We start from the raw sequence: 25,598 nt of genomic DNA on the forward strand, positions 1-25,598 counted from the left end.
AAATGACGGTTAGAAACCTTCTATTTATTCTTTACAACAACCTCATAAAGATCATTGCGCCGATCTTTCAATAATTTTACCGTTCCGTATTCATGCAAATCACGTAATGCATATAAATCGACATCTGCAATTAATACCATCTCCGTATTTGGTGTCGCTTCTGCCTTGATACCGTTATTTGGAAACGCAAAATCTGAAGGCGTAAAAACCGCTGATTGTGAATACTGTATATCCATGTTATTTACACGCGGTAAATTCCCAACACAACCTGCAATGGCAACATAGCATTCATTTTCAATTGCTCGTGCTTGTGCGCAAGATCGAACCCGCATATATCCATTCTGCGTATCGGTCATAAAAGGTACGAACAATATCTGCATGCCTTGATCCGCCATAATTCGGCTTACCTCCGGAAATTCGACATCATAGCATATAAGCAACCCCACCTTACCACAATCCGTATCAAACACACCTATATCACTCCCTCCGGCCATGCCATAATACTTGAACTCATTCGGTGTTATATGGATCTTTTTATGTACATCTACTTTACCATTTCGATGGCACAGATATGAGGCATTATATAACTTCTTATATTCCATGATCGGCATCGAACCGGCAATAATGTTTACATTGTAAGATATCGCCAACTCTTGCATCTTAACAATAATCCCCGAGGTAAGCTCCGCTAACTTTTCCATCGCGGCACGCTCGGGAAGGTGATTATAAGGGCTCATCAGGGGTGTATTGAAAAACTCCGGGAACAAGACAAAATCGGCGCCATAATCACTAACCGCATCGACGAAAAACTCTACTTGGTCGTAGAACTCTTCTACGTCTTTAAATGAGCGCATCTGCCATTGAACGAGTCCCAAACGAATAGTCTGTTTTGTCGTCGAATTTGATTTGGCATCCGGTTCATAATAAATATTGTCCCACACGAGTAATGTGGCAAATTCGTTCGATTCTTTATCTCCAGGTAAATAGTTTTTTAAAATTTTCTGAACGTGAAAGTCATTCGACAACTGAAACGTTAATGTCGGATCGAAGATCTCTTTGCGCTTTACCTTTTCAATGTACGTCCGCGGTGTCATTTTATCCGCATAGTTATGATAATTCGGTATCCGTCCACCTGCGACAATACCTTTTAGGTTCATCTCTTCACAGAGTTGTTTACGCGCATCGTATAACCGCCTTCCAAGGCGCAGTGCACGATGGTCGGGGTGCACGAATACTTCGATCCCATATAAGGTATCGCCTTCGTCATCATGTGTCGTAAACTTCCCGTCATCGATGATCTCATAATACTTCTTCTGTAGATTCGTTTTTTTCGAGTCTATTATCAGAGACAATGCACAAGCGACCACCCTGCCATTTAATTCAACGCATAGTTGACCTTCTGGAAACAGCGTAAGTAGATCTTCTATATTTTCGCGCGTCCATACGCCTCCAGAATCACCGCCGTACGCCTTTTCCATAGATCGTTTAAGATCCTTATAATCTTCGTCCGTTAATATCCTAACCTCTATATCCATATATTCCGTTCTTGCCACAGCGAACTCTAGCTATCAGCCTCGCCCATATTATCTAAATTAAACAAAAAGGAGAACTTCCCGTTCTCCAATCTTTTTCTATAACAGCTTACGCCTCTCCTTTAGGACCACCAAAGTTCATGGGAATGGGAGGATCGTTAGTTTTGATCGGACCATTTCCCTCTTCATACCGGTTCACATTATCTTGAAGTGCCCCAAGGAGTCTTTTCGCGTGCTCGGGCGTCAAGACGATGCGAGACTTAACTTTCGCCTTAGGAATACCCGGCATGATGCGGATAAAATCTAAAACAAACTCACTATTGGAGTGCGTAATAATTGCCAAATTACTATATATGCCTTCTGCAATCTCCTCGCTCAGTTCAATACTTAACTCGCTATTTTCTTCCGGCTCTGTACTATCGTTCTTCAAATCCATAAAATTAACATCAATTTTCGACATTCTGTTTTTTCTAACTAATATATCAAATTATTACCGCTTATACGTTTATTTTGTAAACGTTCGGAAGTCCTGCCCAGATTCGATAACTAATATAGCTTCATAAATTAAGCGAATCACATTGTCTACATCTTCCTTATGAATCATTTCCACGGTCGTATGCATATAGCGAAGTGGCAGGGAAATTAGTGCTGAAGGCACTCCACCATTGGAATACGCAAAGGCATCCGTATCCGTACCCGTCCACCTCGAGGAAGCCTGACGCTGGAACGGAATACTATTCTTTTGCGCAACTTCGATCAACAATTTATTCAGATTAACCTGTACCGCAGGCGCATACGATAACACCGGCCCCTGGCCACAGGCTAAATCTCCTTGGGTAATTTTATTAATCATTGGCGTCTGCGTATCGTGTGTAACGTCGGTCACGATTGCAATATTCGGCTTGATGTAGTCTGCAATCATCTCGGCCCCACGTAGACCAATTTCTTCTTGCACCGAATTTACAATATATAAGCCGAAGGGAAGTTTCTTTTTATTTTCCTTCAATAGCCGCGCTACCTCAGCGATCATAAATCCCCCTGCCCGGTTATCGAGTGCACGTCCCACATAATATCGATCGTTTAAGACCATAAATTCATCTTCGTAGGTCACCACACATCCAACGTGGATACCCATCTGTTCAACCTCCTCGTTGGATGTGGCTCCGCAATCCAAAAAGATATTTTTCAGATTCGGGGTATCCTCTTTTTCGCCCGAACGAGTGTGGATTGCCGGCCAACCAAACACAGCTTTCACCATCCCATTATCTGTATGGATATTGACACGTTTAGATGGCGCAATCTGATGGTCAGATCCTCCATTGCGGATAACATAAATAAGACCATCTTTGGTGATATAATTTACGAACCATGAAATCTCATCGGCATGCGCTTCAATAACGACCTTATAAGGCGCCTTAGGGTTAATAATCCCCATTGCTGTACCGTAATTATCGATATATGTTTCATCCACATAGGGCTTAAGGTAATCCAACCATAACCGCTGTCCCTGCCATTCAAACCCTGTAGGCGAGGGATTATTAATATATGTTTCAAAAAAACCAATTGACTTCTCGGTAACAACCGAAACATGCGTCTTCTCTTCTTTTCCTTTTTTGTTCGCCATGTTTTAAAAATTTGATAGGCAAAATAGAAAAAATTACAGGCATTTCAAATAAACAATTGTTCGGAAATTAGGGAATAAACCATTTTGCTGTTGGAATTTATTAATGGATAACGTTATATTTACCATTTAAAATAGAACTATGCTTTCAATCCTAAATGTCTTCCATTGGAATATTGACCCAATTATTTTTCAAATTGGTTCTTTTGGTTTACGCTACTATGCATTGTGTTTTTTAGCGGCCTTCGTTGTTTCGTACGTACTTATGCTTCGTGTTTTTAACAGAGAAGGGAAATCGCAAGAATTATTAGATCAATTAAGCATTTATATTTTCCTAGGCACACTGATCGGTGCACGGCTAGGCCATTGCCTATTTTATGAGTTCGACTATTATATGGCACATCCGCTAGAGATGATTCTCCCGTTTCGCATAAGCAATAATAATTTTGAATTCACAGGTTTTCAAGGTTTGGCTAGTCACGGGGGAGCAATTGGCATCATTACGGCATTATGGCTGTTCTCGCGAAAGACAAAAACAAATTTCGTTTGGATTGCCGACCGTCTTGTCCTCGTCGTACCACTGGCAGGTGCATTTGTACGATTGGGGAATTTTTTCAATTCAGAAATCATAGGCCTACCGACGAGTTTACCGTGGGGCGTTGTTTTTGAAAAGCACGACGAAATAGCGCGACACCCCGCACAAATCTATGAAGCGATTTGCTACGTCATTATATTTCTTATTCTTTGGGCGATGTACCAGAAAAATAGTAAGCCCAAACCTGGTTTATTATTCGGTATATTCTTGGTTTTATTATTTGGCGTACGCTTCGGTCTTGAATTCTTCAAAGAGAATCAAGAGGCATTCGAAGAGGGCATGAAATTTAACATGGGCCAGTTACTTAGTCTTCCATTTGTGGCTATTGGATTTTATTTAATATTCAAAAAACCCAAAGCAGCACCGGCCAAAAAATAATACAAAAAATCAGCCGCAACAAAGATTTATTCACGAAATACTGCTACCACAATTTTGGCACCATACAATGGCTCATACCAAAAATTCGTATATGGTAAAAATTTAGCACAAAACTTTACGCTATACGTCGTACATTTGCGGAGTCGTGCCTGAGCACGACGCTTTTATCTGCGTACGCATGCAACAAACTAAAAAACCCAGTAGGACATTAGTCCTATTCATCCTCGGCTTACTCTCGGCAATCGGTCCATTTTCAATCGACATGTATCTTCCGGCGTTTAAAATTATAGCATCGGATTTCGATACTTCTGTTGATTTGGTTCAATATTCGTTAACAAGCTTTTTCGTCGGTATTGCATTCGGTCAGCTAATCTACGGTCCATTATTGGATCGTTATGGCCGAAAAAAACCTCTATTAATTGGTTTAACGATCTATATTGGCGCTACTTTTCTATGTATTTTCACCCGCGATATAGAACACCTTATTCTTCTACGTTTTTTTCAGGCGCTAGGTAGCTGTGCGGGTATGGTCGCCGCACGTGCAATGATTCAAGATTATTACGAACCGCGCGAAGCGGCACGCGTGTTCAGTCTATTAATGCTTGTTATTGCGATCTCTCCAATATTGGCGCCCAGTGCAGGAGCATTCTTGATGAATCACCTCGACTGGCATTACATCTTCGTTTCCCTGTTGGTGATAGGGACATTTATTCTTTTAGCAACATACTTTAAACTACCCGAGTCATACCCGGGTAATAAGGACTTCTCCTTACGCCCAGCTGCAATCACGAAAAACTTCTGGACAGTATTTACCAACAGAACCTTTTTAAGCTACAGTATGGTGGGATCAATTGCCTCGTCAGGCTTATATGCATACCTCGCTGGTTCTTCGTTTGTCATGCAGGAACAATACGGGTTAACGCAGTCTGAATATGGGCTGGCTTTCGCATTCGTAGCTTCGGCAATGGTGGTTGCTACGCAAATCAATCGGATTATTTTAAAAAGATGGACCAGTCCACAGATTAGCCGAATTGCAAATATCTGGCAAGCGCTTGTTGCACTCGTGCTCTTTGGTTTTCTTGTCAGCGATTTATTGACATTCCCGATTATGCTCGGACTTATTTTCTGCTACCTATTAGGACACGGTTTTATATTTCCCAATACCTCGGCGATGGCACTCTCTCCATTCAAAACTCTTGCCGGAAGCGCATCAGCACTACTGGGCTGCATCCAAATGGCCATCGGCGCAGTTACCTCCGGACTGGTGAGTTTTTTTCACAACAACACGGCCTATCCAATGATATGTGTGATGGCAGTAGCAGCGGCAGGATCTTTGATCATTTCTGTTGTCGCCGCAAAACCCGGCGACCAAGGGGCAATTTAGTGTCTCGCTGGATTTGGCTAGAGAAAACTTTGAAGCCCCAAACGGTAACTAGGGAGGCCAAAACCACAAATGACACCGACACAATTCTTTGCTAAAAAAGAATGATGTCTAAAATCTTCTCTTTGATGCACGTTGGAAATGTGCACCTCGACCACCGGTGTTTGAATCGCAGCTATCGCATCGCCAATCGCTAAGGACGTGTGGGTAAATGCACCCGCGTTGAGGACAATCCCGTGGTAGGAAAAGCCAATCTCATGCAGCTTGTCTATGATCGATCCCTCGTGGTTACTTTGAAAATAGGTCAATTCCACTTGTTCATATTCAGCTTTCAGCTCCTCGAAATAAGACTGAAAATCCCGGTCCCCATACACACTCTTTTCGCGAACCCCTAATAAGTTTAAGTTCGGTCCGTTAATTATAATTATTTTTTTCATCGAATTTCCCTAAACACTAAAGATAGACAATCTCCTAAATATCTCCATAAAAATTCCGGAATGAAGAACGCAGCCCGATATTAAATATTCCAGACTTCTGGGTTGGGAATCCTTTAATCTGGTGATAGCGCTGCGTATACCCCAGTTCAAAACGGAGATTATATTTTGGATTTAAAACATAAGAAGCTTTGGCATCTAGATAATACAAATCATTCTTCACCCCCTGCCCTATTTTGTTCCCATACGTTTCAGGAATGGTCCGGTAGGATTGAAAAATATCACCTCCCATATTCGTTCCATCTGCAGGGTCCGTTCCAAAACGGCTATACACGCCTTGCAAGGAAAAATCAAACCGGTTCCAAGAATAATTAGCTATACCAATGAGCTCCTTGAAATTCGCTCCACGTGGATGTGCGAGCGGTTCCCCGTTATTACTATAATTAGAGATCGAGACAAAATGTTGATAAGTATAAGGTCTTACGACGTTATACTCCGCAAGAAAATTCAGGTGTTTAACATTAAAAATATCATAGCCGCGCGCCCCCACTTGTGCGCCCCATTTGTTATGGGCGTATCCATCACCTCCGAAAAACTCCTTGGCTGTAAATTCACCGAGTAAAAATTGCCCATAAGCCGTTACGTTACGTAAAATTTTATACTTCGCGTTCAGTCCCAAAAACATTTTGTCGGGTGAGGTAGAATTATTGGATTCGACAGGCCGAATAAAAATCACTGGGCTTATATAATTGAAATCAAAGCCACGGTGTCCCGCCTGGTTTTTATTAGCCCAGACCACAGCCTGGAAAAAACCGACCGACAATCGATTACTAACGTTATAATCTAAGTATTGAAAAGCGCCCCATTTAGCTCCATCGCCATATTGACTACCTGAATCCAAAGAGTCAACTCTCGGATTGTCCGGATCGTTCATATACGCCCAAATCGAAGTATATTGCACGTTACCAATTTTACCGGTCAGTTTTAATTGGGCATAATTCGATGAAAAATCGGACAGCAATAATGATCGATAACCATCACCTATATGATTTTTATCGTAGGCAAGCGTCGTTTGAAAATAATCGCTAAAATCATAGGTGACACTCGCCGTCGCGTATAACCAATCTTTTTTATTTCCAGATAAATGATCCACTCCTCCTTGCCCTGGTATAACCTGGTTACGCTCGGCATACTCCGAGAGGTATCTTGGGAATACTCCTCGATTCTTATAGATACTCGCATAGTAGGTAAACTTATCGTTGATAGTCCCCCCGACTTGCGCGCCAACCGTACCGAGCCAGGTCGTTCTTTTATCCGAATCAATCATTTCTTTACCGATAACCAATTCAGGTAAAAAGTCTGCATAAAACGTATGATTTTCATCTTTAACCTCAATAAGATGTTCATTAAATAATTTCCGTAGAAAACCGTTCTGCGTATCCATATGATTTGATGTGGCTAACGAATCATATTTTGTCAATAGTTCACCTCTTAAAAGATATGGTTTCGAGGCTGTATGGTAGCGTGTATCAGGCGAATAAAGTAGCTCATTGTATTTTTGAAAATGTTGATAAGAATAAGGTAGATTCTTCACCTGTGCGACCACCGATTGCATAAAAGAAATTGCCAGCAGAACAGCAGAATATATAATAACGTTATTACGCTTCATAAATTAACAAATAATTTGCAGTTGACCATTGCAATTATTATTCCGAAATAATAATTCATAACAAATGTATACATAATAAATCAAAACCGCGCAACATCGAATAACATGCTAAATCGATTATCTGTCATTAATTTCCAATTTAATAACTATATTAGTTGCTACAACAGAACTAGAATTTGAATATAGACTGAATAGAACGAATGAAACGAAGAAATTTTCTTAAAAACACAGCAGCCTTGAGCATGGGTTTAGCAGTAAGCAAGTTCTCTTTTGCCGATTCATTTAACGAATTTCCGACGGTTCGCGTGCCAGCCGATAAAAGACATTTCTCGAGTAAAGTCATCGAAGATGCCATCAAGGAATTTCAAAAAAATGTTTCCAACAAGGAATTGGGATGGCTTTTTAATAACTGTTTCCCAAACACACTTGATACAACAATTTATGACGAGTCAACCGCAGACAGGAGGCTTACCTATGTGATCACGGGTGATATCGATGCGATGTGGCTGCGTGACAGTAGTGCACAGGTATGGCCCTACCTTCCGTTCATGAAAAAGGATAAAAAGTTAAAAGATCTAATATTGGGTTTAATCAACAAGCAATCGCAGTGTATAAATATAGATCCGTACGCGAATGCATTTTACAATGACCCAAACAAAAAAGGGGAATGGTTTTCCGATCATACGGATATGACACCAGGCATCCACGAGCGTAAATGGGAAATAGACTCTTTATGTTACCCGATCCGCCTTGCGTACCATTACTGGAAACAGACCAATGACGCCACTCCATTTGATGACCAGTGGGTACAAGCACAAGAAAATATTTATAAGACCTTTACGGAACAGCAGCGCAAAAATGACGTTGGTCCCTATAAGTTCGCGCGAACAACCGACCGAGGTTCTGACACACTGCAGGTCGATGGATTAGGCTATCCGGTAAATCCTGTGGGATTAATCTGTTCAGCATTCCGCCCATCAGATGATGCGTCAATTTTTCTTTTTCTCATCCCCTCCAACCTATTTGCCGTGGTAAGCTTACGTCAAGCTGCAGAGATACTACGCAAAGTAAAAAACAATACGGATTTAGCATCTCGTATGGAGGCATTAGCTAACGAAGTAGAAGATGCGGTAAATCGATATGGTATCGTCGAACACCCGGAGGCCGGAAAAATTTATGCTTTTGAAGTTGACGGGTATGGAAGCCAGATTTTAATGGATGATGCAAATGTTCCATCATTACTCGCTTTACCATATTTAGGCGCAGTAGACGTAAATGACGAAGTATATCAACGAACCAGAAAGTTTATTTTGTCGGAAAAAAATCCATTTTTCTTTAAGGGTTCCGCAGCAGAGGGCGTTGGCGGTCCACATATCGGGCGTGACATGATTTGGCCAATGTCAATCATTATGCGCGCATTCACCTCGAAAGATGACCAGGAGATCCAAGCGTGTATCCAGACACTTAAAAAAACGCACGGAGATACCGGCTTCATGCACGAGTCCTTTCATAAAGATGATCCTAAAAATTTCACGCGCCATTGGTTTGCATGGACCAATACCTTGTTCGGCGAACTCCTTTGGCACACCTATAACGAGAACCCGAAATTACTCAAAGCCTAAGCCCCCTCAACGGCCTCCGCTTATAAAATAGGAGCGAATTAAAATCGGATGTGGTAAAACAGCGAGCTATCACTGTTTTACCACATTTAAGCCCTTTCCTAAGAAGCGCGCGAAAGAACAAGATGGTTTACTTTTATGTTGATTGGATATAAAATTAAGGATCCCGAACCAGCGACAAATTAGGGTATCTGGAACGCTTTAACCCAAAATTCAATCGAAGCTACCTCCGTCGTAGTCTGCAAAATAACAGCACGACAATTACGCGAATTCAGTTTTGAAAAACAAGTGAGAAACCTCATCTTTGCTTTATTATTCAGCGATAAGCAAGACAACATGGAGCAAGGTCCGATTGGTATATTTGATTCTGGGTATGGGGGTTTGACCATATTTCGAGAAATAAAAAATGCTCTTCCAGCATACGACTATATTTACCTGGGCGACAATGCACGTGTGCCTTATGGACCGCGATCGTTCGAGACCGTGTACACCTACACAAAGGAATGTGTATTCGAACTTTTCGAGATGGGTTGCAATCTAGTCGTGATAGCCTGTAATACCGCCTCAGCCAAAGCACTCCGCACGATACAACAGCGCGACCTACCTCCCGGAAAAAAAGTCCTTGGGGTGATTCGTCCCACAACCGAAACACTAAACAACTTCACTCAAAGTGGAGAAATAGGCATCTTAGCAACCTTGGGAACCGTTCGTTCGGACTCATACAAGATTGAAATCAATAAATTTCATCCCCATGTACAAGTATATCAGCATGCTTGTCCACTCTGGGTACCTTTGGTAGAAAACAATGAAATTAATACGCCGGAGGCGGAATATATTATCGCACAAGATCTTCGGGAGCTACTCTCAAAAAGTGCAAATATCGACGCGCTTGTATTGGCTTGCACCCATTATCCTTTACTATCCCCCGTTATCGAACGGTATGTACCGAATCATGTGCGTATAGTAGCGCAGGGGCCACTTATCGCTAGCAGTTTAACGAACTATTTATACCGGCATACAGAGATTGAACGATTATGTTCAAAAAACGGCACAATGAGATTTTTCACAACCGACAACCAGCGAGATTTCCAAGAAAAAGCTGCCTTATATTTTGGTGAGGAAATCGAAGCGTCGTACTTAAAAATGTAGTATAGGCAATTGGTAACTATGCGTTCTTCGCCTGAAGTGCGAGCGCAAACAATTTCATTTGTTTAACCATCGAGAGTAGCCCATTAGCACGGGTGGGTGAAAGATGCTCCTTCAACCCGATCTGATCTATGAAATAAAGATCCGCACTAGACACCTCGCTTGGGGTATGTCCGGAAAGCACCTTCACCATTAAACTGACGAGCCCTTTTGTAATGATCGCATCACTATCGGCTGTAAATTTAATTTTTCCTTCTACCAGCTCAGCATACAACCACACTCTAGACTGACAACCTTTGATAATAAAATTATCGTTCTTATATTTATCATCTATCAACGGAACTTCCTTGCCCAATTGTATGATGTATTCGTATTTCTCCATCCAATCCTGGTAAAAAGAGAAATCTTCAATAAGTTCGTCTTGAATCTCGTTTATCGTCATTATTAATTCATATTATTTGAAGCTTTGAGATCGAGTTATCTCAACATATCAACCGCCCGTTTCAGCGCCGCGGTCAATATATCAACTTCTTCTTTTGTATTATACATTGCTAAGGAAACTCGAACCGTCCCGGGGATTCCAAATTGTTCCATTACCGGTTGGGCGCAATGGTGTCCGGTACGTACAGCTACGCCCAACTTATCCAAAATGACCCCAATATCGTAGGGGTGAATATCACCCACAACAAATGAAATCACAGATGATTTATGGCTTGCCGTACCGATAAAACGAATATCTTCTACTTCAGATAACCGTACTACAGCATAGTTCAACAGCTCTTCCTCATAGGCTTGAATTTCTGCAAGACCAATAGCATTTATATAGTCGATTGCATCACCCAAGCATATACCTGCTTCTATATTAGGGGTACCTGCTTCGAACTTAAAGGGCAGGTCATTGTAGGTTGTCTTTTCGAAAGTAACATCTTTAATCATATCCCCCCCTCCTTGATAAGGTGGCATAGCGTTTAGTAACCTTTCTTTACCATACAGCACGCCAACACCAGTAGGACCGTACATCTTATGTCCAGAAAACGCAAAAAAATCAACATCAAGCTCCTGAACGTCTACGGCAATATGCTGGATCGCTTGCGCGCCGTCGACAAACACGGGCACTTCATACTGATGCGCGACATCAATCATCTCCTTGATAGGGTTGATCGTTCCTAAGGCATTTGAAACATAGGTAACGGAAACAAGCTTCGTGCGGTCCGAAAACATCGATTTGTACGCCTGTTGGTCGAGCTCCCCCTGTTCATTCATAGGAATAACGCGCAGCTTACACCCACGTTCCTCGCATAACATCTGCCAAGGAACGATATTCGAGTGATGTTCCATCGCCGAGATTATAATTTCATCATTTTTTTCAATAAACATGCGTCCATAGCACGTAGCCACTATATTTATCGCCTCAGTGGTTCCTTTGGTTATTATGATCTCGTGGTCGTATGCTGCATTGATAAGCGCTTGTGCCTTGCGGCGCGTAACTTCGAAAGCATCGGTAGAGATTTGACTTAAATAATGAACGCCTCGATGAACATTACTGTTCATCTGCGTATAGTAATTCACGATAGCATCAATCACCTGTTTAGGCTTCTGCGTGGTAGCCCCGTTATCTAAGTATACCAGTGGTTTGCCATTCACTTCACGCTTAAGAATCGGAAAGTCCGCTCTTATATTTTCAATATCAAAATTCTTCAATTTACAAATCGCTTTTATGATATACAAAGTTAGCATAATAAGCGCTAAAAACGGTTCCCTAGTACACTTTTCTTCACTATCGCTGAGCGTATGTTAGGAATATGACATTCTTCACACGAAATTATTTTATCTAAAAATTGACAAAGAAATTTAATGCTAATTGGCTACCTTTGTAGTAGATATGCAAGAATTACCATTAAATATCCCAGAAGGATCACGCAAAGAGGTGATGGCTTATATGGAGCCGTTCATGTTAAACGAAATGAGCGAATACCTGAAGCCTGTGGAACAAATGTGGCAACCTGCCGATTTTTTACCGGACTCCTCACGTGATACATTTTTTGAAGAAATAAAAGATTTGCAGGAGAGCGCAAGGGAACTTCCGTATGATCTATTAGCTGTCCTTGTCGGTGACACCATTACCGAAGAGGCCCTACCAACCTATGAATCCTGGTTAACCATGGTGGAAGATGTTGAAAAAAATGAACAAGGAGGATGGATGAAATGGGTAAGGGCTTGGACTGCCGAAGAGAATCGGCACGGAGATTTATTAAATAAATACCTTTACCTTTCCGGTAGAGTAGACATGCGTCAGTTTGAGATGTCAACTCAATACCTCATTCAAGATGGCTTTGATATTGGAACGGGAGCCGACCCCTACAGAAACTTTATTTACACCTCCTTTCAGGAATTAGCCACCAACGTCTCGCACAGACGCGTAGCAGGCCTTTCAAAAAGTTCCGGCGACAGGTTACTCGCGAAGATGTGTGGTGTTATTGCCGCCGATGAAGCACGGCACGCAAAAGCATATATGTCATTCATTACCCATGCGCTAAAAGTTGATCCAAGCGAAGTCATGCTTGCATTTGAAGACATGATGCGCAAAAAAATTGTCATGCCCGCACACTTTTTACGAGAGGCAGGAGAGCCGCAAAGTGAAGCATTTTCACATTTCTCCGATGCAGCACAACGCTTAGAGGTCTATACAGCGATAGACTATGTGGATATCTTAAAAACACTCAATGACGAGTGGGAAATTGATAAAGTTACAGACTTAAATGACAAAGGAGAAAAGGCACGTGACTACCTAATGAAACTTCCCGATCGTCTTCTACGTCTAGCAGATCGTGCTAAAATCCCAGAAGCAGAATACAAGTTCAAGTGGATTCTCTAAAAACATCGAATTTCAATTCTTCCAAAGACGTTACGTTTTAAATATGACATTTAAAAGAGGGGCTTAGACTCCTCTTTTTTGTTTATTGAAATTCTTAATCGTAAATTAGTTGCTGCACTAATAATTGATATGCTAATGGAAAAATACAATCAATACTCATTTATTTTGGATCAAACCGCGCGTCGGGTAAAACAATATGCACAAACATCATTCGCGCAAAAAGAATTTGATATCACGATTGATCAATGGGGTATTCTAAAAATACTTTTCCAGCATCCTGTTCATTACACGCACAAGGAACTCGCCGAATGTTCGGGTAAAGATCAGCCTACATTAACGCGAATTATTGATAATATGATTAAGAAGAATCTGGTCGAACGTATAGAACACCCAACCGATAGACGTTGTCTACAGATATGTTTGACAGATCAAGGAAAACAAAAGGTAGAATATTTGTCACCGGAAATCGCACAAATCAGGATGAAGGCATGGGAAAACCTTACGGACGAAGATTTCAGCCATTTTGTACGCATTTTAAACACGATTTATGAGAACTTAAACAAGGAGAAAAAATGATAACAACAGATATATGTGTCATCGGCGCAGGGCCGGTCGGACTATTCGCCGTATTTCAAGCAGGGTTATTAAAAATGCGCTGCCATGTGATCGATGTACTGCCGCAAGTTGGCGGGCAGCTTTCTGAAATATATCCCCATAAGCCCATCTACGATATCCCGGGCTACCCCACAATCAAGGCTCAGGAGCTTATTGACAATCAAATGGAACAGATCGCCCCATTCGCTCCAACATTCACCCTGGGGGAAAGGGTTGAGCAGGTTAACCGGCAACCAGACGGTAGCTTTTTGATAAGTGGATCTGCAGGAACGACGATCCGTGCAAACGTCATCGTCATCGCTGGAGGGCTAGGTTGTTTTGAGCCAAGAAAGCCTGAACTGAAAAACCTTTCTCAATTCGAAAACAATTATGTACATTATATGGTGCGTACGCCAGAGCATTTCCGCAGCAAAGAAATTGTCATTGCCGGGGGAGGTGACTCCGCACTAGACTGGACAATACATCTGGCCGGTATCGCAAAAAAAGTCACACTTGTGCATCGATCTGACACCTTCCGAGGAGCGCCGGATTCGGTGGAAAAGGTTTATAAATTAGCCACCGATGGAAAAATCACTCTCCTATTGTCGCATCAACTCCACTCCTTGGAGGGGAACGGGCATCTGGACCACGTTAGAGCCGTCAATAAACAAAAAGAAGACGTACAAATTCCAGCTGAATATTTTATCCCGCTGTATGGGTTAAGCCCGAAACTTGGTCCAATTGCGTCATGGGGACTGAACATCGATAAGAATGCTATTCCGGTGAACACATTCGACTATTCGACTAGTATCGAGGGAATCTATGCGATTGGTGATATCAATACGTATCCCGGTAAATTAAAATTGATTCTGTGTGGTTACCATGAAGCCGCTTTAATGGCACAAAGCGCATTTAAGCAGGTTTATCCAGCACAAAAATTATCGTTCAAATATACGACCGTAAACGGAATAAATAGTTTTTAAATGGAGGACAATATAATACACATAAACGTTACCGATCGCGACGGAAGCGTTCAAAACATAGAGATTCCAACAGATGTAAATATGAGTCTCATGGAGCTGCTAAAAGCTTGGGATTATAACATACTGGCGACTTGCGGCGGAATGGCACTTTGTGCGACCTGTCACATTCAAGTTCTCCGGGGAGCAGAAAATCTGAACGAACCGGGAGATATGGAACTGGACATGCTGGACACTCTCCCTGACGTGACGGATCAGAGTAGGTTGGCCTGTCAATTGCGACTCGGAAATGAAAATGACAATCTTTCTATACAGATCGAAGGAAGTTTGGCGGACAACCTTAGCTAAGTGTATAAAATACACTTAGATTTCGTACTTTTGATTATTGAATTTAATTTCAGAAAAGGCAAACGTTCAACATGGCGTTATCAGACAGATAAACGGTTCGAATATTTGTAAAATACTAAACATTGAAAAAATTTATAGCATGTTAACAGATAGGTCAGAACGAAGCTTTCCAAGGGTAATCATTATCGGCGCTGGTTTCGGTGGTGTTGAAGCTGCGCGAAAATTTAAAGATAAAGAAGTAGAGGTATTGCTGATTGACCGCAACAACTTCCACACATTCCAACCATTAATGTATCAAGTGGCTACAGGTACGTTGGCGGCCGATGCAATCTCCTTCCCTATACGTAAAATGTTCAAGTCGCAAATGAATTTTCATTTTCGAATGGCCGAAGTTAAAAAGATTGATGAAAAATCTAAAATTGTAACTACTTCAGTGGGCGATTACGATTACGATTATCTAATTGTCGCGACGGGTGCAACATCAAATTTCTTTGGCAACAAACAAGTCGAAAAATACGCTTTGCCGATGAAAAGCATTAGAGAAGCACTTGACATCCGGAGTTATGTATTGCAAAATCTCGAGGCAGCTGTACTACGCAAGAATACCAAAGATAGACAGCGGTTTTTAAATTTCGTGATAGTCGGCGGCGGTCCAACGGGTGTCGAACTCTCTGGAGCAATAGCGGAGATACAACTTCATATGCTCAAAAAAGACTACCCGGAGCTTTCCACCCATGAGATGAATGTCTACCTGGTTGAAGGTACAGACAAAATTTTAGGGGCATTATCGGAGAAATCATCCCAAGATGCATCACGTTATTTGCAAGAACTAGGCGTCCAGCTGAAATTAAACACGCAGGTAACGGGCTATGATGGCAATACCATAACATTTTCCAACGGCGAAAGCATCGAAACCAAAATAGTTATTTGGGGTGCGGGCGTAATGGGACAATTTCCCGAAGGTATCCCTGCTGAGATAATCCAGCGTGGAAACAAAATCACGACGGATGGACAATGCCGAGTAGAAGGAATGACGCACATATATGCTATTGGCGATGTGTCCGCAATGATTACGAAACAGAACCCCAGAGGACTGCCCGGTGTCGCTCCAGTTGCACAACAACAAGGGTCCTACGTAGCGGAACACATCCTTAGTTCCGTCAACGGGCAGAGCTCAGCCGATTTTAAATATTTTGATAAAGGCTCCATGGCGACCGTAGGTCGCAACCGTGCAGTCGTAGATATGGGGAATTTCCACATGAAAGGATTTTTAGCGTGGCTAACATGGATGTTTGTACATTTAGTTTCTATCTTTGGTTTCCGGAACAGAATGGTCACATTTATCAACTGGACCGTTAAGTTTTTTACAAAAAACAGCGGCATACGTTTGATCATAAATAAATATGACAGATCCGCGATTGAGCCGGAATCAGAAATCGAAAAGAATTAATTAAAGAACTCTAACTCGAAAAAATGGATAATAAAGCAATAGCCAAAGCATTTAAATTTTGTGGTCAATTAATGGAATTGTACAATGAGAATACTTTTCGATCCAAAAATATGGCTACTGCTTCCTATAAAATTGAAAAATTATCGTTCCCTGCTGCCGAATCTACGGTGGAGGAGCTAAGTGCCAGTCCTGGCATCGGAAAAAGCACCGCCGAAAAAATCATTAAGCTCGTCCAAACCGGCGCGTTTGATGACTTGGACAGCTACCTATCGAAAACACCCAAAGGCATTCTAGAGATGCTTTCCATAAAAGGACTCGGCCCCAAAAAGGTCCAGGTACTTTGGCGGGATCTCGAAATAGAAACCGTCGGCGAGCTACTGTATGCATGCAACGAAAATAGGCTTGTACAGGCCAAAGGTTTTGGATTAAAAACACAAGAGGAAATACGTAAAGCAATCGAGTTTTCCAACGCTAATCAGGGATTATTTCTATATGCAAAGGTCGAAGCGCAAGCCGAAGCGTTCAGGAGGCATCTCCAAACCAGTATTCCTGATGCACAATTTGAATTTACTGGAGAATTCAGGCGTAAATGCGAGATAGTTTCAGTAATCGAGCTACTTAGCAGCGCACCCCTTGAGCACGTTGCAAGTTTGCTTACTGCCATCGATGCCGTTTACCCTCTGGAGAAAAATGACAACGATACAATCATTGTAAGTGGGGAACAAGGTCCTAAATACGAGATTAAACACAGTCCTAGTGACCGGTTTGTTCTCGATCTATTTTTGACAACCGCCAGCCCCGCGCATCTGGAGAAGCTTCATCAACTCAACAAGGAAATTTTACCCCTAACAACCGAACAGGAAATATATAATTCTTTGGGCTTACAGTTCATTCCACCGGAGCTCCGCGAAGGACTTCAAGAAATAGACTGGTCGTTAGAAAAACGTATTCCCTCTCTTATTTCCTTCGCAGACTTGAAAGGATCTTTGCATAATCACTCTACTTATAGCGATGGGGTTCACTCCTTAGAACAAATGGCACTTTATTGCCGAAACAATCTGGGGCTGGAATATTTCGGAATATGCGATCACTCCAAGACGGCCGTTTATGCACAAGGCCTACAGGTCGAACGGGTGCAGCAACAATGGGATGAAATCACACAACTCAATCTACAGTTAGCTCCTTTTAAAATATTTAAAGGCATCGAATCTGACATATTAAATGATGGATCGTTGGATTACGACGATGCTATTTTGTCACAATTTGATTTTGTTGTTGCATCCATACACAGCAACATCCGAATGGATGAGCAGAAAGCTACCGAACGTCTGATCACGGCGATCGAAAACCCGTACACTACGATCCTAGGTCACCCTACCGCGCGCCTATTGCTCAGCCGCGCGGGCTATCCCATCGATTACAAAAAAGTGATTGACGCTTGCGCAGCGAATCAAGTAGTTATCGAAATTAATGCTAACCCACTTCGATTAGACTTGGATTGGCGCTGGCATCAATACGCCATCCAGAAAGGAGTTTTACTATCTATCAACCCCGATGCCCACCGTACGGAGGGACTTTTAGACATGAAATACGGCATTCACGTAGCGCGCAAAGGAGGGGTTTCCTCAGAAAACTGCTTGAATACTTTTTCTTTACCTCGGATAGAATCTTTTTTCAACAATCGAAAAGCGAAAAAATCTATTTAAGGCCACCCCATCGCCTACCATCCCATCCAATAGTTTAACTTCACCATAAAGGTGTTTGTAGGAGCGATATGCCATAAATCTTCGAAATTATTTGTCCAGCCCGGTTGGTAAATTGGCAGCTGGCCGGATCGGCTATGTTCCCATACCAAATAAATAGTGGATCCCGGTTTATATTCCCATCGAGCAACTAAGTTGGATCGGAACTCGTTAAAACTAAAATCTGGATTTTTCAGGTGCACGGCCTGATCGCCCTGCCCTATTGTATAATGGCCATCCGCAAAGTGTAGTTGTTCTGAAGAAAACATATTAAATCGATCGTTATAGTTTTTTGACAAAGTATTGTCCGCCCATTTAAAACGGTCGTACCGGGCTGTTGAAGTAAATGGTGAACCATAATATTGTATGGAAAAATCAGGAGTTATATTCCCCTGCAATCTTATTGTCAAACCGTACGTTTCCTGTTTCATCCTCCCCATGACATAAGTCTCTTCTATTTCGTCGACAACAGGAATAGCCATCGTTCCCACATATTGTAGATTATCCTTATTCCACGCATAATTAAACTGTCCGACAAGGTGAATATGGTTACCAATTCGAAAAGTCATTGAAGGCCGAATTTCGTTGTATCTAGTTTCCCCGTCCATGAAATGTTTCCCGTCGTATTCCATCTTAAAGATAACGCGCTGGGCACGATCAGAGTTTATCGAAATATTCGTGCTAAAGTTTGCATCATAACGAAGATCGGGCCCTCCGCGCAATATTCTACTATCTACTGTATTCCAACTAAAAGTCTCTTTAACGTCCATCTCTATACGCTTACGTATACTTAAGCTTCGCCAACGGGCGGCGATATTGTTATCCATCATCTGGCCTCCGTAGCTCCATACATTTCGCTGCGTAAGATTTATCCCCGCAAACCGAAATGGCCCCCAGGGGTCGGTTTTTCGAAATGCAACTTCTGATTCATTTAATTTATAGTCCGTTTGTTTGATGTACCCTACGTCGTTTACGTCGAAACCAGGCGTCGACCAACTGAATGTTTGGGAATAGTTCCACTGCGCATTTCCTTTTTTACCAGCCTTAAGGTATCCGCCTGTCCCCGATAAAGTCTTCCCTTGGGGATCCAGCTCCAAATAGTCACGCCCAGATTTTCGCTGGTAAAAATGTGTCGCATTTTGTTTAATATTCGTTATTGCTTCGCTCGAGCCCCAGAGGGAACTGTACATTGCTTTACTCTCTATATAGTATAATCTGTTTGAAAAATATTGCGTAAAATCGACGCCTGCGGTCATCGCGTCCTTTACAAGATATTCCGCCAAGTGGGCATCGCCTAGCCTGCGATTTACAGAGGTAACCATCCCGCCCAGCAGGGTGTTCCCTTGCCAGTTCTTTTGAACGCGTGCGACCGTATAGTTAGTTAACGGCTCCTGGGATACCTTATCCTCCTTGCCATCTTTAGTCACATAGGCGGAAGAATGTGCCGTGATACTTTCAAGCAACCCTATCGTTAGTCCCTTTTTATTGGTTCCCGTTAATTTCATTGCACCAATGATTGGAACAAAATCGGGCGTACTGATATAACTATTTGGGTTATCGATATGAGATACTTGATACTTAGGCATCGCCCCGATTCGACGCGAATAAAACAACATATCGCCTTCGTTATTTTCGAACTCTAAGATATGCTTACCTTCAAGAAAAAAAGGTCTTTTCTCGTCGTAAAAAACTTCATAGGCTGTAAGATTCATCACCGATGGATCGACTTCAACCTGCCCGTAGTCGGGGTTGATAGAAAGATCTAAGGTATAGTCATTTACCGCTATTTTTGCATCCACACCTCCATTAAGCTTCCAACGACTCCCTTTTTGATAGGGGCTATTTGCAACCCGTGGTTCACGAATTAGCTTACTCATGGTGTACGGTAAGATTTCAACTCCTTTTGGTTCGGGTAAATCTTGCATTCCGTGCATTTCACCGAACGAAAACACATGTCCATTATTTTTTATCGGAATCAAACTCCAATTTTGTACTTCATTATTTCGCCGAATAATACGTCGGATATGCAGCCCCCATACCCCATCTTCATTAATTTGATTGTATCGTATCTGATTGAATGGAATACGTAGTTCTGCGGTCCAACTTGAGTCGGCCATGTTTTGGTAGGTCTTGCCCTCCCACACCGCATTCCAGCTTAAGTTGACAGATAGTTTATCTGTTACCGTAAGATCCGTTTTGTTCCCTCCTAAATTTAGGTTAAACTCTACAGCCGCTCGGTAATCGTGATAAGGGTCAAAGGCAATGCTTATTAAATCTCCATTGCTATTATCGTCCCTATTGCCAATGAAAGCATTCATCTTTTCGGGGTGAACATCTTTACAATAGATCCCTATATAAATATATTTATCATCGTAAAATATTTTCCCCTTGGTCCACGAGTCCGTATGCGCCCTTTCGAATGGAATAACCTGTAAAAATTCCTCGGACCAGGCCCCTTGATTCAACCAAATAGAATCATCTAGTTTACCGTCGACCTTTGGCGGGTTGGCCGTAATCCTCGTGGCTTCATAAGATCGCTTATACGCCTTTTCAAAGGAGACGACAGGTGTCCGTTCCTCCTGTCCGTATACATCAACGGCGCACAATAATAACAAAATAGAATAAAAAAACTTCATCGGTTTAAGGTGAGCTATATAGCTAACTTTTACGTTTAATGAAGCCAAATGTATTGAATAATTCTCACTTTCTTCAATTGCTAAATACTTAAAATCCAACCCTCAATATTCTCCTTTTCTTTTTATCGAGATTTTCCTTATCTTGAGTGATCAGAATTATATACCCTAACCTTCCACAGATATGGAAAATTTATCCCTAAATCGAAGACAGTTTTTAATAGGCACAGGTGCACTTTTATCCTTATCCACTTTGCAAAGTAGTGGTGTGCCGATCTACGACCACTTAGACCATAAAAAGGTTGCTTTAATCGGTGCTGGTTGGTATGGAAAAAGTGACCTCTTTCGTCTACTTCAAGTCAGCAATGTCGAAGTTGTGGCTGTATGCGACGTGGACGAAAACCATCTCGAGGAAGCAGCCATCTTAATTTCCCAGCGGCAAGGATCTAAAAAGCAACCTAAAAAATATAATGATTACCGCGAATTGCTCGCTAATCACCAACTCGATATTGTTTTGATAGGCACGCCAGACCATTGGCATGCCTTGCAGGCTATCGCCGCGATCCAGGCCGGAGCAAATGTCTATCTGCAGAAGCCTATTAGCGTCGATGTCCTCGAAGGTGAAGCAATCGTCGCAGCTGCGAGAAAACACAACAAAAAAGTCCAGGTTGGCACACAACGCCGTAGCACGCCACACATGATCGATGCTAAAGAAAATGTAATTGAGAAAGGGTTACTAGGAAATATTTCGCACGTCGAGATGTGCTGCTACTACCACATGAAAAGCAAAGCTAATCCGTCAGAACAACCCGTCCCGGACTTTTTAGATTACGAAATGTGGACGGGTCCCGCCCCCCTCCGACCGTATGACGGAATTCCTCATGGAGGTTGGTGGCGTGCATTTATGGAATATGGAAACGGAATACCGGGTGACATGTGCGTCCACATGTTCGACACTGTACGTTGGATGTTGAATCTACAATGGCCGAAAAAGATTTCAGCAACTGGAGGGAGTTACGTGCAGAAGGGTGGGAAATCGAATATAGCAGATACCCAAACTGCAATATTCGAATACGAGGAGCTAAACTGCGTTTGGACGCACCGCACTTGGGGAACCCCGAGTGACCCGGATTACCCATGGGCATTTATTGTATACGGCGATCAGGGGACATTGAAAGGCAGTACAATGAAATATGAATTCATCCCCACAAAAGGAGAACCAATCCTCAAAAACGTCATTTATGAAAAGGAAGAATTTCCAGAAGATCTAAACGAACCACGAATCGAACTCAATGCGGCTCCAGCAACGCGTAGACATATGCTTGATCTTCTTGCGGCCATCAAGAACGACGAGTTACCTATCGCCGACGTGTTGCAGGGACATATTTCTACCGCCTGTTGCATTCTAGCAAATATTTCGATGGAACTTGATCGGGCAGTGCAGTACGATCCGATAAACAAAATTTGTATTGATGATCCCGAGGCCACTGCAAAATTAAAAAGAACTTATCGGAGCCCATGGAAACATCCCTCACACACAACCTAATAAAAAATCCAGCAGTAAGCGAATACTGCTGGACTTTAACCTTTGAGGTAACAGGTACCTGATAAAAGGCAATTATTTTTTATAATATTGTTTAGCTTTGGGAATTAACTTTTGAATATCGTTTATACGACGTACATCACTAGGGTGTGTACTCAAGAATTCCGGCGTCGAACTTTCTGCTTTAGCCGATGCCATGCGTTGCCAAAACGACACCGCCGATTCGGGGTTATAACCCGCCATCGCCATAAATATCAGACCTAATTGGTCCGCTTCGGATTCGTTCCCCCTAGAATATTTCAATAAAGCCAATTGTCCACCAATACCGTAAGCATTATTAAGTAAGCCTTGCATCACAGAGCTCTTACCCGCCGAGGCGACACCAATTACTTGTGCTCCCACTTGCAACGCATATTGATTCGACATCTGCTCCATCGAATGGCGTGCAATAGCATGCGCTATTTCGTGCCCCATAACCGTTGCTAACCCAGCATCGTTTGCGGTGAACGGTAGAATGCCCGTAAATACGGCTACTTTCCCACCGGGCATACACCAGGCATTCACTTCACCACTTTCAATCAAATTAAATTCCCAGTTGAAATTATATTGATCTGCTAAACCTTCTGCGGCCAAATATGAATTAACGGCTGTTGCAATTTTAGCGCCTACTTGCTTGACCTTTGTCGCTTGAGAGGTCCCGGTAATAACTTTGGTATCCGACGCGTTTAAAAACTCTTTATAAGCACTTGCTGCTTGCTCTTGAATTTGATCATCGCTAACCAGCGATAATTGCTTACGACCAGACAATGGAACAGTCGAGCAGGACGCCAATCCGACCGCTAATACAGCCATACATGTATATCTGAATATCTTTTTCATAATAAGTTCTTTTTAAGTACTACGCAAAACCTATGCCTAAAATTACGTACTATTTCTTCTTCCACAAATAAATTTTCGATTCGTGACCTTTTAATAATCGTTCTATATTTTTTTGATGTGTTACCAGTATCAGTGCACAAATAGCAACACCATAGAGCAGAACAGCTGGAACGGACGTATGAAAAACAAAGGCTATACTAAAAGGGAATGTAAAACCAGCCAATATTGAACTCAAAGATACATAATGTGTGAAAATTAAGGTTAATGAAAATACCGTAACACAGCATAATGCGGCCTCGGGATGTATGGCGACTACCATACCAAAAAGCGTAGCCACCCCCTTCCCCCCTCTAAATCCGGCAAAGAGGGGAAATAAATGTCCTAGCACCGCGATTACACCAAGTGCGAGTTGGAAATTCACAAATTGAACCGAATTGGGTACACCAACCAATGTTGTACTTAAAAGGTAGGGTAAATTGGTTGCGGTCCAGCCTTTGAATATATCCACAAACATCACAATGATGCCTGCTTTTTTTCCTAATACTCGAAACGTATTTGTCGCTCCCGCATTCCCACTACCATATTCGCGCACGTCGACTCCATAAAAAGCACCACCAAACCATACGGCTGACGGAATAGAACCAAAAAGATACGCTAATATGACTATCCCTACTAAATAAATTGAAATCATAAATTAATTTAAGCCACTAAATATAATTATATAATTTTAGCCTTTAAACTTAAATCTAAACTTTTAACGGAATGAGTCAGCGCGCCGGCAGAGATGAAATCGACACCCGTAAGCGCATATTCACGGATAGTTTCTAAATTGATACCACCTGAGGCCTCCGTAACGAATCTACCGGCCACCATTTCCACAGCTGTGTGCACATCCTCGGGCGTAAAATTATCAAACATAACTCGATCGACATATTGGTGCGCCAACACTTCTTCTAGTTCTTGAAAATTGCGTACTTCTATTTCAATCTCGATATCGAGTGCATTTAACTTTCGATAAGCGTCCGCTTTCTGTAATGCATTGGAAATCCCCCCAGCATAATCCACATGATTATCTTTAATTAGGATCATATCGTAGAGTCCAAATCGATGGTTTGTTCCCCCACCAATTAAAACTGCCTCTTTTTCTAAGAAACGAATCAAAGGTGTTGTCTTTCGCGTGTCTAAAACTTTCGCATTTGTGCCTTCAAGCTGTGCCACATACTGATTGGTTAGCGTTGCTATACCGGACATCCGCTGCATAACGTTTAGCACCAAACGTTCCGCTCTAAGAATTTCATGAATACGACCTCGTGCAAGAAAAGCAATATCTCCAGCCTTCACTTGCTGACCATCACTAAAAAAAACCTCAAGCACTACGTTTGGATCAAAAATGTTAAAAATCTGAACGGCGATCTCGACTCCTGCCAAAATCCCGTTGTCTTTAACAATTAATTTTGCTTCTCCTTGGGCCCCCTCCGCTATTGTGGATAATGTTGTATAATCACCCTCTCGGACATCTTCCTCAAGCGCTAATTCCACAAATTTCCTCAGTTTACTTGACTCAACTGCCATTTCTAAGAATTAAATAATTAAGCGAAGATGAAGAAAATAAATTTTATTCTAAAATTTAACGTTGATTTTAATGAAGAAATACGTTATTCGATTCTAAACTCGGATATCTTGAACACATTATCCTTGACATAAAACTTCATGAAAATACGATAGGTAGTCGAACCCGAATTAATTGAAAACACGGCAAATGAACTCGATGAATTATTCGATCGCTGCACTTCTTTAATCTTGTCGATCTTGTTGTTTCTGAAGAACTCTTCTAACAACAACTCAACTTGAAACTTGGTATATACCCCCTCATCCCCCTTAAGAGAAAGGCTTACGGAGTTGGAAAAGGTATCACTCAACTGTTTTGCGTTACCTGTCTTGATGGATGAATAGGCTAAACTTACCACTTCATCGAATGTGGATGCCGAAAATGCATAAAAAGAAGGGAGCACCGCTGCAAGCAGAAATCCAAATATGTTTATTCTTAAAAATTTTCTTCTATTTATCATTTGTTCTTATCCCCCAAGTCCAACAGCTAACTTTATTGGACATGGCACTAAAATGATGCCAACTATATAATCCCGCATAAACAAAAAAATAGAGACTGCATTATGACTTA

The 25,598-nt window shown here is 42.0% G+C and carries 23 protein-coding genes; 11 read left to right on the forward strand and 12 right to left on the reverse strand.

Annotated elements, in window-relative coordinates; all coding sequences use genetic code 11:
- Nucleotides 1–20: 20 nt before the first annotated feature.
- The 3 genes from FM107_RS09555 to FM107_RS09565 all read right to left on the reverse strand — a co-directional run bounded on the left by FM107_RS09555 (nucleotide 21) and on the right by FM107_RS09565 (nucleotide 3,156).
- Nucleotides 21–1,535: a bifunctional GNAT family N-acetyltransferase/carbon-nitrogen hydrolase family protein gene (locus tag FM107_RS09555; RefSeq protein WP_086948284.1), complete on the reverse strand. Its 1,515-nt coding sequence runs from the start codon at nucleotides 1,533–1,535 to the stop codon at nucleotides 21–23.
- A 106-nt stretch (nucleotides 1,536–1,641) separates the two neighbouring features.
- On the reverse strand, nucleotides 1,642–1,968 hold the full coding sequence (locus tag FM107_RS09560) for a DUF3467 domain-containing protein (RefSeq protein WP_179204453.1): 327 nt from the start codon (nucleotides 1,966–1,968) through the stop codon (nucleotides 1,642–1,644).
- 69 nt (nucleotides 1,969–2,037) lie between these two features.
- Nucleotides 2,038–3,156 (reverse strand): M42 family metallopeptidase, encoded by a 1,119-nt coding sequence (locus tag FM107_RS09565; RefSeq protein WP_086948285.1) that lies wholly within the window; start codon nucleotides 3,154–3,156, stop codon nucleotides 2,038–2,040.
- Between the two features lie 139 nt (nucleotides 3,157–3,295).
- Between FM107_RS09565 and lgt the strand changes: the two genes are divergently transcribed.
- Nucleotides 3,296–4,126 carry a prolipoprotein diacylglyceryl transferase gene (gene lgt / locus FM107_RS09570; RefSeq protein WP_086948286.1) on the forward strand — a complete coding sequence of 277 codons (831 nt, stop codon included), beginning with the start codon at nucleotides 3,296–3,298 and terminating at the stop codon, nucleotides 4,124–4,126.
- A gap of 178 nt (nucleotides 4,127–4,304) precedes the next feature.
- Nucleotides 4,305–5,510, forward strand: coding sequence for a multidrug effflux MFS transporter (locus tag FM107_RS09575; RefSeq protein ID WP_086948287.1), 1,206 nt, complete (start codon nucleotides 4,305–4,307; stop codon nucleotides 5,508–5,510).
- A gap of 17 nt (nucleotides 5,511–5,527) precedes the next feature.
- On the opposite strand, the gene aroQ is transcribed toward FM107_RS09575, so the two are convergent.
- Nucleotides 5,528–5,944, reverse strand: a complete 417-nt coding sequence (gene aroQ / locus FM107_RS09580; protein WP_086948288.1) for a type II 3-dehydroquinate dehydratase — start codon at nucleotides 5,942–5,944, stop codon at nucleotides 5,528–5,530.
- A gap of 34 nt (nucleotides 5,945–5,978) precedes the next feature.
- Nucleotides 5,979–7,610 (reverse strand): gliding motility protein RemB, encoded by a 1,632-nt coding sequence (locus FM107_RS09585; protein WP_086948289.1) that lies wholly within the window; start codon nucleotides 7,608–7,610, stop codon nucleotides 5,979–5,981.
- 200 nt (nucleotides 7,611–7,810) lie between these two features.
- Here FM107_RS09585 and FM107_RS09590 point away from each other — a divergent pair, with 200 nt between their 5' ends.
- Both FM107_RS09590 and murI read left to right on the forward strand, forming a co-directional pair.
- Nucleotides 7,811–9,232, forward strand: coding sequence for a glycoside hydrolase family 125 protein (locus FM107_RS09590; protein ID WP_086948290.1), 1,422 nt, complete (start codon nucleotides 7,811–7,813; stop codon nucleotides 9,230–9,232).
- Between the two features lie 333 nt (nucleotides 9,233–9,565).
- Nucleotides 9,566–10,378 (forward strand): glutamate racemase, encoded by an 813-nt coding sequence (murI, locus tag FM107_RS09595; protein WP_086948291.1) that lies wholly within the window; start codon nucleotides 9,566–9,568, stop codon nucleotides 10,376–10,378.
- Nucleotides 10,379–10,394: 16 nt separating this feature from the next.
- On the opposite strand, the gene FM107_RS09600 is transcribed toward murI, so the two are convergent.
- Entirely contained in the window at nucleotides 10,395–10,817 is a 423-nt protein-coding gene (locus FM107_RS09600; RefSeq protein WP_086948292.1) for a SufE family protein, read from the reverse strand.
- A 35-nt stretch (nucleotides 10,818–10,852) separates the two neighbouring features.
- On the reverse strand, nucleotides 10,853–12,076 hold the full coding sequence (locus FM107_RS09605; RefSeq protein ID WP_086948388.1) for an aminotransferase class V-fold PLP-dependent enzyme: 1,224 nt from the start codon (nucleotides 12,074–12,076) through the stop codon (nucleotides 10,853–10,855).
- A gap of 181 nt (nucleotides 12,077–12,257) precedes the next feature.
- Here FM107_RS09605 and FM107_RS09610 point away from each other — a divergent pair, with 181 nt between their 5' ends.
- From FM107_RS09610 to FM107_RS09635, 6 genes are all read left to right on the forward strand, one after another.
- On the forward strand, nucleotides 12,258–13,250 hold the full coding sequence (locus FM107_RS09610) for an acyl-ACP desaturase (RefSeq protein WP_086948293.1): 993 nt from the start codon (nucleotides 12,258–12,260) through the stop codon (nucleotides 13,248–13,250).
- A 135-nt stretch (nucleotides 13,251–13,385) separates the two neighbouring features.
- Nucleotides 13,386–13,826: a MarR family winged helix-turn-helix transcriptional regulator gene (locus tag FM107_RS09615; protein ID WP_256959452.1), complete on the forward strand. Its 441-nt coding sequence runs from the start codon at nucleotides 13,386–13,388 to the stop codon at nucleotides 13,824–13,826.
- On the forward strand, nucleotides 13,823–14,827 hold the full coding sequence (locus FM107_RS09620) for an NAD(P)/FAD-dependent oxidoreductase (protein WP_086948294.1): 1,005 nt from the start codon (nucleotides 13,823–13,825) through the stop codon (nucleotides 14,825–14,827). Before FM107_RS09615 ends, FM107_RS09620 begins: the two co-directional genes overlap by 4 nt.
- Complete coding sequence (locus FM107_RS09625; protein WP_086948295.1) at nucleotides 14,828–15,172, forward strand: 2Fe-2S iron-sulfur cluster-binding protein; 345 nt, start codon at nucleotides 14,828–14,830, stop codon at nucleotides 15,170–15,172.
- 139 nt (nucleotides 15,173–15,311) lie between these two features.
- Nucleotides 15,312–16,622 (forward strand): NAD(P)/FAD-dependent oxidoreductase, encoded by a 1,311-nt coding sequence (locus FM107_RS09630; protein ID WP_086948390.1) that lies wholly within the window; start codon nucleotides 15,312–15,314, stop codon nucleotides 16,620–16,622.
- Between the two features lie 23 nt (nucleotides 16,623–16,645).
- Complete coding sequence (locus FM107_RS09635) at nucleotides 16,646–18,328, forward strand: DNA polymerase/3'-5' exonuclease PolX (protein WP_086948296.1); 1,683 nt, start codon at nucleotides 16,646–16,648, stop codon at nucleotides 18,326–18,328.
- A gap of 14 nt (nucleotides 18,329–18,342) precedes the next feature.
- On the opposite strand, the gene FM107_RS09640 is transcribed toward FM107_RS09635, so the two are convergent.
- Nucleotides 18,343–21,000 (reverse strand): DUF5916 domain-containing protein, encoded by a 2,658-nt coding sequence (locus FM107_RS09640; RefSeq protein WP_086948391.1) that lies wholly within the window; start codon nucleotides 20,998–21,000, stop codon nucleotides 18,343–18,345.
- 181 nt (nucleotides 21,001–21,181) lie between these two features.
- Between FM107_RS09640 and FM107_RS09645 the strand changes: the two genes are divergently transcribed.
- The gene (locus FM107_RS09645; RefSeq protein ID WP_086948297.1) at nucleotides 21,182–22,543 is read left to right on the forward strand and encodes a Gfo/Idh/MocA family protein; all 1,362 of its coding nucleotides are present in this window, start codon (nucleotides 21,182–21,184) and stop codon (nucleotides 22,541–22,543) included.
- A gap of 72 nt (nucleotides 22,544–22,615) precedes the next feature.
- Here the strand turns inward: FM107_RS09645 and FM107_RS09650 are convergent, their stop codons facing one another.
- The 4 genes from FM107_RS09650 to FM107_RS09665 all read right to left on the reverse strand — a co-directional run bounded on the left by FM107_RS09650 (nucleotide 22,616) and on the right by FM107_RS09665 (nucleotide 25,488).
- Nucleotides 22,616–23,419, reverse strand: coding sequence for a M48 family metallopeptidase (locus FM107_RS09650; protein ID WP_086948298.1), 804 nt, complete (start codon nucleotides 23,417–23,419; stop codon nucleotides 22,616–22,618).
- 49 nt (nucleotides 23,420–23,468) lie between these two features.
- On the reverse strand, nucleotides 23,469–24,110 hold the full coding sequence (plsY, locus tag FM107_RS09655) for a glycerol-3-phosphate 1-O-acyltransferase PlsY (RefSeq protein ID WP_086948299.1): 642 nt from the start codon (nucleotides 24,108–24,110) through the stop codon (nucleotides 23,469–23,471).
- A 26-nt stretch (nucleotides 24,111–24,136) separates the two neighbouring features.
- Nucleotides 24,137–24,991 carry a carboxylating nicotinate-nucleotide diphosphorylase gene (nadC, locus tag FM107_RS09660; RefSeq protein WP_086948300.1) on the reverse strand — a complete coding sequence of 285 codons (855 nt, stop codon included), beginning with the start codon at nucleotides 24,989–24,991 and terminating at the stop codon, nucleotides 24,137–24,139.
- Between the two features lie 83 nt (nucleotides 24,992–25,074).
- Complete coding sequence (locus FM107_RS09665; RefSeq protein WP_086948301.1) at nucleotides 25,075–25,488, reverse strand: DUF4783 domain-containing protein; 414 nt, start codon at nucleotides 25,486–25,488, stop codon at nucleotides 25,075–25,077.
- Nucleotides 25,489–25,598: the final 110 nt, after the last annotated feature.

The organism is Sphingobacterium sp. JB170, from assembly GCF_900163865.1.
In the GTDB taxonomy this organism is placed as follows: Bacteria; Bacteroidota; Bacteroidia; order Sphingobacteriales; family Sphingobacteriaceae; genus Sphingobacterium.